This window comes from Flavicella sp., assembly GCF_037132785.1.
GTDB lineage: Bacteria > Bacteroidota > Bacteroidia > Flavobacteriales > Flavobacteriaceae > Flavicella.
In genome coordinates this window covers 1-14,064 of the sequence record NZ_JBAHZZ010000017.1, presented here as the reverse complement: position 1 = coordinate 14,064, position 14,064 = coordinate 1, and the positions used below count along the sequence as shown (strand labels likewise).

Annotated in this window: 11 protein-coding genes and 1 pseudogene; 3 read left to right on the top strand and 9 right to left on the bottom strand. The window is 30.6% G+C overall.

Translation table 11 applies throughout. From position 1 onward, the window contains the following. The 3 genes and pseudogenes from V5787_RS01240 to V5787_RS01230 all read right to left on the bottom strand — a co-directional run. Positions 1-88 (bottom strand): annotated as a pseudogene (locus V5787_RS01240) (IS1595 family transposase); the annotation flags it as partial. 65 nt (positions 89-153) lie between these two features. Continuing rightward, a complete protein-coding gene (locus tag V5787_RS01235; protein ID WP_336891473.1) occupies positions 154-1,227 on the bottom strand; it encodes an HmuY family protein in 1,074 nt (357 codons plus the stop codon). 10 nt (positions 1,228-1,237) lie between these two features. Then, complete coding sequence (locus tag V5787_RS01230; RefSeq protein WP_336891472.1) at positions 1,238-3,325, bottom strand: TonB-dependent receptor; 2,088 nt, start codon at positions 3,323-3,325, stop codon at positions 1,238-1,240. Positions 3,326-3,562: 237 nt separating this feature from the next. Here V5787_RS01230 and V5787_RS01225 point away from each other — a divergent pair, with 237 nt between their 5' ends. From V5787_RS01225 to V5787_RS01215, 3 genes are read left to right on the top strand one after another with little or no spacing between them, the layout of a single operon-like run. Continuing rightward, positions 3,563-5,059, top strand: a complete 1,497-nt coding sequence (locus tag V5787_RS01225; RefSeq protein ID WP_336891471.1) for an ankyrin repeat domain-containing protein — start codon at positions 3,563-3,565, stop codon at positions 5,057-5,059. Continuing rightward, the gene (locus V5787_RS01220) at positions 5,049-5,546 is read left to right on the top strand and encodes a DUF2271 domain-containing protein (protein WP_336891470.1); all 498 of its coding nucleotides are present in this window, start codon (positions 5,049-5,051) and stop codon (positions 5,544-5,546) included. Before V5787_RS01225 ends, V5787_RS01220 begins: the two co-directional genes overlap by 11 nt. Before the next feature lie 4 nt (positions 5,547-5,550). Next, on the top strand, positions 5,551-7,728 hold the full coding sequence (locus V5787_RS01215) for a PepSY domain-containing protein (protein ID WP_336891469.1): 2,178 nt from the start codon (positions 5,551-5,553) through the stop codon (positions 7,726-7,728). Between the two features lie 127 nt (positions 7,729-7,855). Here V5787_RS01215 and V5787_RS01210 read toward each other — a convergent pair whose 3' ends face one another. The 6 genes from V5787_RS01210 to V5787_RS01185 all read right to left on the bottom strand — a co-directional run bounded on the left by V5787_RS01210 (position 7,856) and on the right by V5787_RS01185 (position 13,531). Further along, positions 7,856-8,200 (bottom strand): hypothetical protein, encoded by a 345-nt coding sequence (locus tag V5787_RS01210; RefSeq protein ID WP_336891468.1) that lies wholly within the window; start codon positions 8,198-8,200, stop codon positions 7,856-7,858. 13 nt (positions 8,201-8,213) lie between these two features. Next, on the bottom strand, positions 8,214-8,738 hold the full coding sequence (locus tag V5787_RS01205) for a flavodoxin (protein ID WP_336891467.1): 525 nt from the start codon (positions 8,736-8,738) through the stop codon (positions 8,214-8,216). Between the two features lie 98 nt (positions 8,739-8,836). Beyond that, complete coding sequence (locus V5787_RS01200) at positions 8,837-9,784, bottom strand: sterol desaturase family protein (protein WP_336891466.1); 948 nt, start codon at positions 9,782-9,784, stop codon at positions 8,837-8,839. Between the two features lie 16 nt (positions 9,785-9,800). Further along, a complete protein-coding gene (locus V5787_RS01195; RefSeq protein WP_336891465.1) occupies positions 9,801-10,868 on the bottom strand; it encodes an imelysin family protein in 1,068 nt (355 codons plus the stop codon). 2 nt (positions 10,869-10,870) lie between these two features. Continuing rightward, complete coding sequence (locus tag V5787_RS01190; protein ID WP_336891464.1) at positions 10,871-12,262, bottom strand: di-heme oxidoredictase family protein; 1,392 nt, start codon at positions 12,260-12,262, stop codon at positions 10,871-10,873. Positions 12,263-12,334: 72 nt separating this feature from the next. Next, positions 12,335-13,531 (bottom strand): imelysin family protein, encoded by a 1,197-nt coding sequence (locus tag V5787_RS01185; protein WP_336891463.1) that lies wholly within the window; start codon positions 13,529-13,531, stop codon positions 12,335-12,337. Positions 13,532-14,064: the final 533 nt, after the last annotated feature.

Here is a 14,064-nt window from a genome sequence, read left to right as displayed (position 1 = left end):
TTATTTTGGCTAAATAAGCCTTACAAGCTTCATCATTTGGTAGTTCTTTTATAAAACTCAGTATATTTTGACCTTGAAAAACATCCATATCTGTTATATTTAAGGACACTAAGATACAGAAACTAAATGACTAACTCAGTTGATTTATATCTTTTATTCTAGAAGTTTGTAAACAAACTCTGGGTATCCTCGTTCTGCAGCGTCATTAGTCAAAGCAATAAATTTCACTTTGTATAAATTATCACCAGTGTCTTTTAAAATATAAAAAATATTGTCTTTTATAGAAGGGAAAGTACTGGGACCACCACCATTCCTCCAAGAGCTACCAATAGACCTTCTATCTTGTGTAAAGCTAGACTCATCTATATCACCAAAGGAAAAATCTTCATAAGATAATGTGTTTTCTTCATCAGTATCTATCATGTAGATTACCACGTCTCTAAGAGTGTTGTTTACAACAAAATCAGAATAACCATAAGATCCATAACCTGGTATTTCATTTGTAAATACTGTAAAGTTTAAATCCCAATCAGTTTTTATCGGTTCAACATCTACTATAGATTCTGTATCAAAGCTAAAAAAAGTGAAATTATAGGCTTCATTTTTAGAAATATTCACTTCTTTATGTGAAGTTGATTCAACAGATGCATATTGTAATTGGTATCCGTCTTCAGTTCTTAAAACTCTAATTTTCATCCAACCTCTTTCATTTCCAGAAATTTCTACCGTTCCTGTACTGGCAGTTTCAGTTCCTACTTTATAGCCAAGGTTTACTAAATATACTTTATTATTGGTGTCAATAGAAGAGATTTCAGCAATGGCTGTAGTATCCATGTCTCCATCTGGAGCGTCAATATAAATCATATTTGAATCTGTAAAAGTACCCACGGCAACGAGATCTTTTAGAGATTCAACACTTTCTTCAGTTACAGCATCTATATCAGTTTCGTCAAGTTCTGCTGCTGCCATAAAAATTGAACCATTAAGAATTACTTTAAAATCAGAATCATTATAAAAACCAAGATCCCAAGTATCTCTTTTTATAACTGTACTTGTTGCTGTACTTAGGTCTACATAAACTTGATTAGGTTCGTTGGGACCTCCTACTTCTGGGTTGATACTAGCTCCTGAAATTACTATTTCTAATAAATCAGATGGGTCATCGTCGGTTTTACAGCTTGAGAAAGCTAAAACACATAAAATTAAGGTGATAAATTTGTTTGTCATGTTGGGTGTTTTAATAATTAATGTTAAATAATAGTTTTAAATAATAAGATCTTCCGTAGCCTAACAGCATTGAACTGTAGTCTGAAGAATGTGTAGTTCCTTGTGAAGAATTAGTGATATTTATAGATGTGACATCTAAAATATTTCTTGCACCAAGGGTCACTTGTACAGTGTTTTCTGAAAAACTCCTTTTTATAGAGGCGTCTAGCCAGGTGTATGGTTCGGTTTTAGCTAAGATAAAAATGCTATTTCCCTCAGCATCTGTACCAGAGGCAATATAGTCTGCTTGTTCTCCATTGTGTTTTAATAATAGTGTACAAGAAGTTTTTAGTTTTTCAAAAAAGTACGTTGCATTGGTGTTTATCTGGTAAGCATATAGGAAGTCATTGTCGGCATTAACCTGATCGTTTGAAATCCTTGAAATCCCTTGTAAAGTAGCTCCAAATTTAAAAGTCCAATTTTTAGATTTTATTGAGTTTTCAGTTGTAAGTCCGACTAATTGATACGCATTTATATTGACGTATTGGTATTCTAGGGGATTAGGGGTTACAATTGCCAAATCAATTTTATCTTTAATATCTATATAATTAAATTTAATAGAATTAAGAAAAGTTAGATTATTAGAGTAACTATATTTTTTAATATTTATAGCTGCAGAGAATCCAACTTCTGGTTTAAGCTCTGTGTTTCCAGTTATATTGTGGTTTGAGTCAACAAAATAATAGTACAGTTCTTCAAAATTGGGTGTGCGATATGAAGTTCCAATGTTTGCTCTTATTTCAATCCCTTTTTTAAAACTATATCGTGAGCTTAAAGAGCCTAAGAATTTAGATTTAAATTTAGAATTATGCTCGTATCTTATTCCAGGGCGTAATAGAAAGTTTTCATTGATTGAGTATTCGAACGAAGAGAATAAGGCATAGTTATTCTGTGATTTTGTTTTTTCAATCTCACTAATAGCACCTGAAGCTTCAGAATTAAAACCGCTAATAAACCTTGTCTCATAACCGAGTTGAAATTTTAAATTTTCGTTAGAGAAAATATTATTTAATGTTCCTTTAGAAAAAAAGGCTTGACTAGATTGGTTTAGTTCATTTGTTTCATCAGATTTTTGTTTGGTAATTATATAGTAGTTGAATTCATTTAAGTATCTTTTTTGCTGTTGGTAAGAAAGTGAAAAGGAATAGCTTGTACCGGTTTTAAACCTTCCATTAATATTTAAGTTATTGATAAACCTATCTGTAGTGTAAATCTTATCCGTAGAAGAAGGGTTACTTGTTTGATCTTCAACATTTATATTAGGTCTCACCGTTTGGCTATAGAAATTTATGGTCTCTGTAAAATAATCTGTTTTATTAAAGATTTTTATATTGTTTTTTTTATAATAGACTGTGGCATTAGTATTAAATTGTGTTTTTGGTAGCCAATCATAACCTCTTAAACTATCGTTCTCATAATAATTACCACCTTGTTTGTCATTGAAAAACCCAGAAAATTGATTTCTGTTAAAGCCGATTTTTGCATACCAATTTTTATCAATATTATGTGAAATATTTAAAGACTGTATATGCCTGCCTTTATCAAACCATGCATATTCATCACTTATTGTTTCTTCTTGAATAGAGGGTTGGATACTCCATTTATTGTCGATTGAGGTTTTTGTGATGATATTTATAACACCTGAAACTGCATTTGCACCGTATTCTACCCCCATAGAACCTTCTACAATTTCAATTCTTTCTATATCATCTAAATTTATCTGTGTTAAATCGATATTGTTTCCTAATCCGGTATCACTTACAAGTGGTATATTATCAATAAGGATATTAAAGTATTGTGAATCTAAACCGAAAAATGAAATGTTGGATTGTCCCGTTTGAGAATTTGGAATAACAGTAAGATTTAAGTTGAAATTTAAAAGATCTGCTAAGTTATTAGCGGCTTGATTATCTATTTGTTCTCGGTTGATAACTGTAACATTATAAATTGATTTTTTTATCGATTGCGGATTGTATTGTCCAGTCACAATTACCTCTTCTAAAATGTTTGTAGTGATACTATCAATTTTGGTAGAAGTTGATGCTTCTTGTGAAGCCAATTTAATAGTTATGTGCAGTATTAAAAAAAACAATATTATATTTTTATTTAGAACCATTCTATGTATATTTGTCGCAAATATAAAAAGTTTATTTAAAACAAGTCTAAATAAATATAATAATTTTTCTATTTAATATAAATATCCTTTTCTCTAACAATTATTGTTCAGAAAAAACACCTAATAATATGATTGAATCTTTAAATGAAAATTAATTAACTCATGAAAAATTATAAATTTATGAAAAAGTATATATGTGTAATTACCTTATGTATAGGTAGCTGGCTTCATGGTCAGAATAACTTGTTTTTGACGAAACCGTTTTGGGAAAAGAATCCTTCTATAGAAGAACTCAAAAATAATATGAGTAAAATAAATTCGATTTCCGAATTAAATGAAAGAGGTTTTGATCCTGTTGTATACGCAATTCAGGGTGGAGCTTCTAATAGTACAATCGAATATCTTATAGAAAAGGAAGGAAACAGCGTTAATAAGCTGACTCATCATAAGAGGACTTATATTTTTTGGGCCGCTAGTAAAAATAATGTAGAATTGATGAAATACTTAATAGATCATGGTGCAAACCTAGATATACGTGATTCACATAATTATTCCGTTTTAACATTTGCTGCTACTACAGGTCAAACCAATAAGAAAATTTACGATTTGTGTATCGCCAGTGGAATGGCTGTTAAGAATGATTTGAATGAGAACGGTGCCAATGCATTGTTGTTGTTGATTGGTTCTCTAACGGATTTAGAAATGGTAGAATATTTCGAGAATAAAGGACTTTCCATTAATGATTTAGATAATTTAGGGTCTGGTGTTTTTAATTATGCGGCGCGTAGCGGAAATAAAAAAATTCAAGATAAATTAATAGCAAGAGGAATTGCTGTAGATTTGGTAGACAGCAAAGGTAACAATGCAATCTTAGTAGCTAGTAAAGGCTCAAGAAGAAAAACGAATTCTTTGGCTTATTTCAAGTATTTAGAAGAAAAAGGAGTAAAGGTAAATATAACTAATAAAAGAGGAGTTAATGCAATTCACAACTTAGCATTTAGTTCTAAAGAAGTAGCTTCTATTGAGTATTTTGAAAGTAAAGGAGTGCCTACAGATATATCTGATGCTCGAGGAAATAACGCATTGATGAATGCTTCTAGCCGTAATAATATTGAGGTTATTAAATACCTAAGATCAAAAACAAAAGATATAAATCATCAAAATAATGAAGGAAATTCGGCTTTAACAAATGCTGTTTCCAAAAATTCACATCATATTGTTCAATACCTAATTAAAGAGGGAGCTGATATAAATGTTGTTGATACTGATGGATATAACTTAAGTTCTTATTTGATTAAATCTTATAATAATGATAGAGCTAATAATTTTAGAAATAAATTTGAGGCTTTAAAAACAAGTGGTGTTGATTTTTCAAAAAAACAAAAAGATAACAGTACTTATTTACATTTAGCAGTAGAAAAAAGAGATATAAATTTATTGAAAATGTTAGAAAATATTCCAGTAGATGTCAATGCCAAAAATGAAGATGGTTTGACTGCTCTTCATATGGTTGCAATGACTAGTTCGGATGAAAAAATATTAAAATATTTGCTCTTTATTGGTGCAGATAAAAATATTAAAACAGAGTTTGAAGAGACTGCCTATGAATTGGCAAAAGAAAATGAATTGTTGAAATTAAATAATATTAATATAGAATTTTTGAAAAATGAAAATTAAAAATAATTGGTTATATATTATTGCATGCCTAGTATTTTTTGTTGTATTAGGTTTTCAATCAAAGGAAGAAAAAACAGCATATAAATGCATGATTCAAATGGCAAATTACTCTGGAGAAGGAGCTTATGTAGTCATATCGTTAATTGATGAAAATGAGGAATATATTGAAACCTTATATGTACAAGGAGATGATGAGAAATGGTATTCTGATATTTATGAATGGTGGAAATTCCAAAAGGAATACAAACATGATATTGATGGAATTACTGGAGCCACTGTCGGAGCTGGAAATAGATCAATCAACAGATTAGAAATAAGTAATGACAAATTTAATAAAGGCTATAAATTAAGGTTTGAAACATCCGTGGAAAACAACGAGTACTTTAAAGATGATGTTGAGATTGAACTAACTTCAGAAGGAGTAATGCAAGGTAAAATATCAGGTAAAGGATATATTAGATATGTTCGATTGATTCCTCAATTTTAAGAATATGATTTTTTCTATTTGGAGATATAGCCATTTAACTTTGGCTATATCTTCTTTTTGTTTTCTATTACTTGCATCTTTAACTGGAGGCATATTAGCCATAGAACCCATTTTTGATTCCGTAAAAGCACATAATAATTATGCTATGGAGGATTTAACTCTTGGAGATGTTGTGCAAAATATAAAATCGATATATGATGAGGCATATACTTTAGAGGTAGACTCTTATGATAATGTTTTTATATCTGCTGTAAACAAAGATGGCGTTTTAGAAAACATCTATATCAATCCGAATACGGCTATTAAACTAGGCAATCAGAAAGCTAGACACGAAGTTTTTAATGTTACAACTAATTTACACAGATCTTTGTTTTTAAAGTCTACGGGTAGGTTACTTGTTGGGATTGCATCCTTTTTACTTGTTTTAATTGCTGGAAGTGGAATTGTTTTATTGATAAAGAGGCAAAAAAAATGGTATCATTTTTTTTCAAAAACAGTCAACGATGGTTCTTATTCCTATTATCATTCTTATATAGGTAAGCTAACTTTGTTTCCTATTTTAATCATTGCTTTGTCTGGAGTTTATTTGTCTTTAGAAAAATTCTCATTATTGCCCGAATTCGAAAATCAAAAAAAATTAGTTGAGATTTCGGGAGAACATTCCAAACAAAAAATAGAAGCTGTACTTCAAGAAATTTCTTTCTCGGAAGTTGAAAGTATAGAATTCCCCTTTTCTGAAGAGGTAGATGATTATTATATAATAAAACTTTCCGGAAAAGAAGTATTAATGAATCAATATACGGGAAGTATTTTAGAAGAGAGTAAAGTGAATCTTTATGGAAAAGCCTTTAGTACAAGTTATATATTACATACTGGACAAGGTAGTGTTGTCTGGTCAATATTATTATTTATAAGTTGTTTCTCTATTTTGTTTTTTATTTATTCTGGAACAAAAATATTTTTTGAAAGAAGAAAGAACAAAGAGAAATTTAAAAATACGTTTCTTAAAAACGAATCGACAATTGTTATTTTAGTTGGTTCTGAAACGGGCAGTACTTTTAAGTTTGCAATCCTATTATTTAAAGCATTTTTAAAAAATGGAGAAAAGGTTTTTTTGGATACTTTAAACAATTATTCTAGTTATTCTAATGTAGAGAATCTTATTGTGATGACTGCGACATATGGAGATGGAATTGCTCCAAATAATGCAGTTCAGTTTGTGCAAAAACTGCAAAATAACTTCATGAAAAATAAAATTGGTTATTCTGTTTTAGGCTTTGGGTCTAAGGTGTATCCCAATTATTGTGCCTTTGCAGAAAGGATAGAAAATGAATTATTTTTGTATGACAAAGCAATCAATATATTGCCTTTGTATAAAATAAACGAGCAATCGTTTGTTATGTTCCAAGACTGGTGTTTAAAGCTTGGTCAAAAGTTAGAAATGGAATTAATTATAGAAAAAGAAAAAATCAATGAGAATATTCCGTTTAAAGTGATCTCTAAAACGGAAGCAAATATTGATAAAACTTTTCTGTTAAGATTGAAGCCTAATAAAGATTGTAAGTATACGTCTGGTGATTTGTTAGGAATTCAGCTACCTAATATAGAAGTAGCACCCCGATATTATTCGATAGCCAAAATTGGTAAGGAAATTCATTTGAGCATAAAAAAGCACGAATTTGGTGTTTGTTCTAATTATTTGGCAACTGTAGCTTTAGGGACGCCAGTATTTGGTTCAATTAAGAAAAATGATCATTTTCATATTAATAAACAAACAAAAAGAATACTTTTTATAGCCAATGGAACAGGTATTGCACCTTTTGTAGGTATGGTGAATGAAGTAAGTAAGCAGCAAGAAACAACATTATTTTTAGGTCTAAGAAGAGCCTCGTCTTTAGGGGTTTATCAAGAGTATATTGAAGGAGCTAAAAATTCGGGTAAATTAAATAAAGTGGAAGTTGCTTATTCAAAAGATCAGGGCAACTATGTGCAAAGTATCGTTGAAAAACGGATCAATTTTATTTTAGACTTATTACAAAACAATGGCTGTATTATGATTTGCGGTTCTATAAAAATGAAAGACGCCGTATTAGATATTATAGAATCTCATAGCCTCAAAAAAATAAATGTTTCTATCATGAATTATACTGAAAAAGGACAAATAAAGACAGATTGTTATTAAAAAAATACTCCGAACGATTTTCGTTCGGAGCAAATCACAGCAATTTTCACGTCTTTAGCCATGGGGCATTATGGGCGCATAATTTAACCCCATAACATCAGACAATCAAAATTCGTTAGAATGAGTTTCATTCAAGAGCAAACTTTCTTAAGGTTTTGTCCATGTTTAAAATAAACTGTGTACCAGTAATTAAGTCTTCAATATCTTGAATATTATCGTCATTGAATTTTAGGCAAATATCAATTAATGGATTTGTACACCATATCTTGTTAGAAACGGTTCCTTGACATTCAGAACACATACATGGTTCACCCTCCGTTTTATCAGAAACAATTCTCTTAAGATTAGCTAGTTCGTTTACGGTTAAATAAAGACCTATGCGATCAATGATTAATTGAACGCCATTTTCATCATTATCATTGTCATAGTTTCTATAGCTTACACCGTAATTGTTTCTATATATTTCTTCCATTTCAAATTCTTGTTTAATTTTTGTACTCTTTTTCAAGTATTTTTAACCATTTGTCAACGCGCTCGTTGGTTAAATCTGATTGAGTGTCTTCGTCTATTGCGAGACCGTAGAAGTGGCTGTCGTTTATTAGAGCTTTGGATTCCGTAAATTCATAACCGTCAATCGGCCAATTCCCAATGATTTCACCTCCTTTATCAATGATTATTTCCGACAAAATTCCAACGCCATCGATAAAATATTCTCCATAACCAATTTGATCACCTAAACCAAATAAGGCAACTGTTTTTCCTGTAAAATCAACGGTCTTAAAATCATCTAAAAAAGTTTCCCAATCACTTTGTAAATCTCCATCATACCAAGTTGATAAGCCTAAAATTAGAAACTCATAATCATTAAAATAATCCGGAGATATATCAGTAACCTCAATTGCAGAGATTTCTTTACTTTCCCATTTTTCAAGAATGATATTGGTTATTTCTTCTGTAATTCCAGTATCAGATCCGAATACTAAACCTATTTTAGGTATGTCGACTTCCATGCCTGTTATTTATATTTATTATAAATAACGAAAATACTAAGTATATTTGAATAATAAAAATTATTTAGAATAATCTTAAATAAGAAACGTTAAATTTTCTACTTTAGAAAAGGTAATAGGTTTTTAAAAGGCATAAAAAGGTTTTTAGAGAATGAAGTGTAATTTTTATTGTCTTGGTTTCCTAAGCCAAAATTGATTTTTTTAATTTGTTTAGATCGAATAAGTGTGCCAAACATCCAATCCCAAATAGCCAATCTAGATCCTAAATTTTTATCAAAATGTTCGGGTTTGTCACTATGGTGAATTTGATGCTGAACAGGACTAATTAAAAGGTATTCTAAGAAATTGAAGTATTTCAATCGAACATGAGAGTGTCTAAGGTTTGCTCCCCAAGAATAGAATAGAAAACTAAATACATTTACTCCTAAATAGGTCCACTTGCTTATTTGATGTTCCGAAAAGTAGTCGAATACACCTGTGGTAAGCCCAAATACTAAAATGCCCTTTACATTATTTAAAAGTAACTCTATAGGGTGTAACCTGTATTGAGTAAAAGGGTTCATGCTTGTCGCAGAATGATGAATCTTATGAAATTCCCACAAAAAAGGAATTTTATGATACAATAGATGTACTAGATAAGTACTAAAGTCATTAAATAAAGATAGACTTATAGTGAATAAAATAACGGTTTGAGTAGTGGTTAAACTAATGGTAGGATATCCAAATTGGCTCAGTAAAAAATCATTGGTATTGAAGGCTAATTTTAATCCAAATAATAGAAAAGGTGCAATTAAAAGCAGCTTAAAAAAGCTGTTGAAAATGATAAAGTAATAATCGATAAAAGCAGATTTGCTCAACCATACTTTTTTATTTAGAATGTAATTAAAAAAGGATTCTTTTCTTTTGTATTTGTAATAGACATAGAAAGCTAATAAAAGGGAGGTCAGAAGATAAAGTGTATAAGTTCGTTTTGCTGGAGAGCTAATGTATTTTATGACTAGCTGAATACCCTCCTGTAAAAACTCTATTATTTCTTTGTATTCCATAGTGCAAATTTACAAATTAATCTCCGTCATTATCGCTAATAGTAATTGTGTTTCCTAAGGTAGCCGCCATATCAATTTTTATAATTGCTAAGAGAGAATTAAAAGATTCTTGTAGGTTTTCCATCTTTCCTGTTTCTTTTTTTGCCAAACTCGTTTTAAAACTTTCTGAAAAATCATTCAATTTTAATTCACATTCTGATAAAGCATTATTAATTTTTGTAACTAATTCAGTCTCGTCTATTTTTGTTAAATAGGAATTAAATCCCGCCGACTCAGAAAAACAATATTCAATTATTTCAAAATTTGTTTTTATAAACTCTAATGAGTTTTCGCTAATGCCTGCTTCCAAATAGTCATTTGGAGTATTTTCAATATTTTCTATTGCTTTTCCTAGCTTAGTGATAATAATTTTTTCTACTAAACTACTAATGGTATTATGTATGCGGTTTTGGCTTCCTGTAATTCCTATTTCTGTAGAGCTAATAAATTCTTCTCGATAGGATTCCCAAGCAGAATTAAGGTTGTTAAAATTATTCTCTAATTCAAATATGACAGAATTTATATAGGCTATTTTATTATCGTCATTAGCATCAAAAGAAAAAGAACTTTCAAATAACAAATACTCTAAAGAAGTAATTCCTTTACTAGAAGAACCGATGCTTATAGTAAAATCATCTAGAATACTGGTCTCAGTTTCAATATAAGTATCAATTTCATCCTTGTCTATTGGCCAACGGTTTATTTTATAATGAATAAAACTGTTATTAATAGGGCCCACGTTAAATAGTTCTGCTTTTCTCCAGGTGATTGCAAGAGTAGTCCAGTTGGTTTGAACCTTTTCTAATTGTTGTAGAGTATTACTGGTGGATAATAGAGTAGCATTGGTTTTGAGTAGGGCAATTTCTTTAAGTAAGTCTTGATTGATTGGAAAAATGGCGTTTGTATATAACTCCTCTAATTGTAGTTTTATTTCACCTATATTTTCGGCTCTTTTGTCAATAGGTGTGAATACGCTATCCTTTGAGCAGCTCAAAGAAAAAATTATGACTAAGCTAAGTATACTAATTGTTATTTTTGATTTCATAATTATAAAGATTCTAAAAATTTAATCAGTTGATTTCTTTCTGTTATATTAAGGCTTTTAAAATTATTTTTAGCTCTTTCCGCCTCTCCACCATGCCATAGAATTGCTTCTTCAAGAGATTGAGCTCTACCATCATGTAAAAAATTAGTATGACCGTTTACTGTTTCAATAAGCCCGATTCCCCATAAAGGAGGTGTTCTCCATTCGTTTCCTGTTGCTAGGAAGTCTGTTCTGTTGTCAGATAAATCATCTCCCATATCATGTAGTAATAAATCGGTATAAGGATGAATTATTTGATTAGACATCGCTGTGAGAGTAGGATGTGTGCCAGTAGTATAGGTTTGTATATGACATGCGTTACACTTATTTTCTTCAAAAAGTTTTTTTCCTTGTAATACATCTTGGTCTTCCCAGTCTCTTCTTGCAGGAACAGCCAAAGAACTTGAATACAAAACTACTTTTTCAAAATCATCATCCGGTAGCTCAGGACTACCGCCATTTGCTATATCATCGCAATTTACATTAGGAGGGCAGTTTTCATCAGGAAATAAAGAAGTAGTAATTCCCATATCCCCGTTAAATGCTCCCGCTACTTGTTGTTTTATTGACGGTTGATTTGCTTTCCATCCAAATTTACCTAGTGTTAATTTATTTTCTTCAACATTCCAAACATAATTAGCTTTCCCGCTGATACCATCATTATTGCTGTCAAATTCATCAGTATTAGAAAGTATAATTTCATTGGGTATGGCGTCTAACAAGCCTAATCCACTCATATGATTTGCTATACGTGGAGATACTTTTATTTGACTGTCAAGAGCTCCATAATTCAAGCCTGTAAAAGTATAAGTAGGTTTATATAAAGTATAAGAAGTACCATCGTCAAAAGTTCCATTAATTTCTTCGTAGCTAACATCAAAACCGCCTTCAGTAGCAATATTAGGTATAGATTGATCTTGTAATTGTCCTTTGTATATAAGATCTCCTAAAGGTTTTCCTTTTGAATCCTCATCTATACTAAGACGTAATAATAATCCATGAGAAAGTTCTCCAGAATAGATAGGAGGTCTTCCTCTACCATCTTTAAAGTGACATCCTGAGCATGAGCGTGAATTAAAAAGAGGTCCTAATCCGTCTCTTGCGGTAGTAGAAGAAGGGGATACGACCCAGTTTAAATTGAATAAAGAATTGCCAACAAAAAACTCTAATTGTTCTTGATTAAGTAAATTAGGAGCTTGAAAACCAAATGCGTTTTCAGATATGTCAAAAACTGTTGCATCACCGCCAGAGTATTCTTCATTTTCTTCTGCGGTTAATATCTCTGTGTATTCTTCTTCAGCTTGACAATTAATTAAAAGAAGAAAAATAAAAATGTATTTGTAAAAAGACTTCATTAAAAGGTAATTGTATAAAATAGAAATAGGACGGAAGTTAAACTCCGCCCTTTGTATAATGTTTTTAAGTAACTATTCGATATTTACTGTTAAGCCTAATGCAGAAGCAACTTCTACGAATTTATCACCTAAAGTTCTTAATGAGTTTACTGAGGTTAAAACAGCTGGTCTTTTCGTTTCATCCTTAATAGCAAAGTCAAAAGGAATTGCTGTATTTTCAATATCAGTTGTTGCTAATCTCATAAATGATCTAATTTCAGTGGCTAAATCACTATCGATTTCAGATATTAAATAATCTATAGATGTTCCAAAAATAGATCCATACTCGCCATAGTATACATTTCTGACACCATAGTAATTTAAACGAATATCTCTATGCGTATTGTCAGAAAAACAAGAATGTTCATCTTCTTGGTCTTGGTTGTCATAAGCAACGTAGATACGTTCACCTGCTAATTCTGATTTGCTTAAAACAGAGATTCCAGTTATCATATTCTGAATAGCTTCATCAGTATCTAGAGCTAAGAAAGTAGTTCTGTAGGCTCCTCCAGTTTTCCATTCGTCAACCATTAATTGAAGATGGTCAATTAAAAGTTCAGCACAGATATTTAAATACGCAGCACGTCTTTCTTGGTTTGTGATAATATCAGTTACATTTGATTTTGAAGGTACACTAGAAACAACATAATCAGTATAAGCTCTTTGTCCGGCTTTCTTTTCAGAAGGATCTGTTAAATCTTGTCCCCATAATAAAAATTCAATGGCGTGGTATCCGATACTGATGTTTTTTTCACCGCCTTCCTCGTTTAAGCCTTCTAATAAGATTTTAGTAATTGTAGGGTATGTAATAAGATCATTTATGATTCCCGCATCTGAATCTCCGTCAACATAATCAATATATTGTTCGTCTAATGGCCAGGCATTTAATAAACCTTCTGGTCCATCACTATCATCAATTGGTCCAGAAGCGAAACGAAAGGCTTCTGTGGTACCATAACTTTCTCTAGAAGTTCGCCATGCCGCTTTTGTAGCGATAAAAGTCTCTTCAGTTGGAGAAGTTGTAAAAGTAGCAATTGCCATTTGTAAAGATACTGCATCATCATATGCATCATTATAATTAGCAGATACAATTTCTGCATAATTTGCAACGATATTTGTTTTTACTGTACTGTAATCGCTTTCTTCATTGCTATCGTCATCGTTCTCCGAACATGAAAAGGAAAGAAGCCCGATAATTGTATACATTAAAATGTTAAATTGTAATTTCATTTTTTGATTAATTTAAATTCGTTAGTATTTAATTTATATTCGTTTAAAATAGTGCGGCAAATATATAAATCATATTGAATAAATAAAACTTATTTAGATTAAATTTACATAACGTCTTAAAAACAGCATAAAACTTTGTTAAATAGCATGGACGGAGATTAAGAAAATTGTCTGCTTCCGAAGCATAAAAGACAAGAGTTAATTTGATATTTATTTGGTGTTATCTCAATAAAAAAAGGCTCCTAAATAAATTAGAAACCTTTATAAATTAAAATTTTATATTTTGAACCAACTACAATTTCACAATCTTTTTTGATGTTTTTCCTTGACTGGTTTCTACTTCAAAAATACTTGGCTTCAAGGTTGTAACGCAACAAAACGTTTTAGTTTTGTGATGTTACTAAGCTACAATTTTAAGTTCAATATCCATCATTTCTTTTGGTGTTTTATATCCAAGTATCTTTCTAGGTCTATTGTTTAGTTTTTCTTGAATAATTTGGAGTTGTTTTAGGTCAATTTCGTTAAAATTAGTT

Excerpts from the sequence above, each read along its gene's own strand:
- V5787_RS01185 (WP_336891463.1), bottom strand. The coding sequence starts at position 13,531 with ATGAAATTACAATTTAACATTTTAATGTATACAATTATCGGGCTTCTT.
- V5787_RS01210 (WP_336891468.1), bottom strand. The coding sequence starts at position 8,200 with ATGGAAGAAATATATAGAAACAATTACGGTGTAAGCTATAGAAACTAT.
- V5787_RS01220 (WP_336891470.1), top strand. The coding sequence starts at position 5,049 with ATGAAAATTAAAAATAATTGGTTATATATTATTGCATGCCTAGTATTT.
- V5787_RS01190 (WP_336891464.1), bottom strand. The coding sequence starts at position 12,262 with ATGAAGTCTTTTTACAAATACATTTTTATTTTTCTTCTTTTAATTAAT.
- V5787_RS01235 (WP_336891473.1), bottom strand. The coding sequence starts at position 1,227 with ATGACAAACAAATTTATCACCTTAATTTTATGTGTTTTAGCTTTCTCA.
- V5787_RS01205 (WP_336891467.1), bottom strand. The coding sequence starts at position 8,738 with ATGGAAGTCGACATACCTAAAATAGGTTTAGTATTCGGATCTGATACT.
- V5787_RS01225 (WP_336891471.1), top strand. The coding sequence starts at position 3,563 with ATGAAAAAGTATATATGTGTAATTACCTTATGTATAGGTAGCTGGCTT.
- V5787_RS01215 (WP_336891469.1), top strand. The coding sequence starts at position 5,551 with ATGATTTTTTCTATTTGGAGATATAGCCATTTAACTTTGGCTATATCT.
- V5787_RS01195 (WP_336891465.1), bottom strand. The coding sequence starts at position 10,868 with ATGAAATCAAAAATAACAATTAGTATACTTAGCTTAGTCATAATTTTT.
- V5787_RS01200 (WP_336891466.1), bottom strand. The coding sequence starts at position 9,784 with ATGGAATACAAAGAAATAATAGAGTTTTTACAGGAGGGTATTCAGCTA.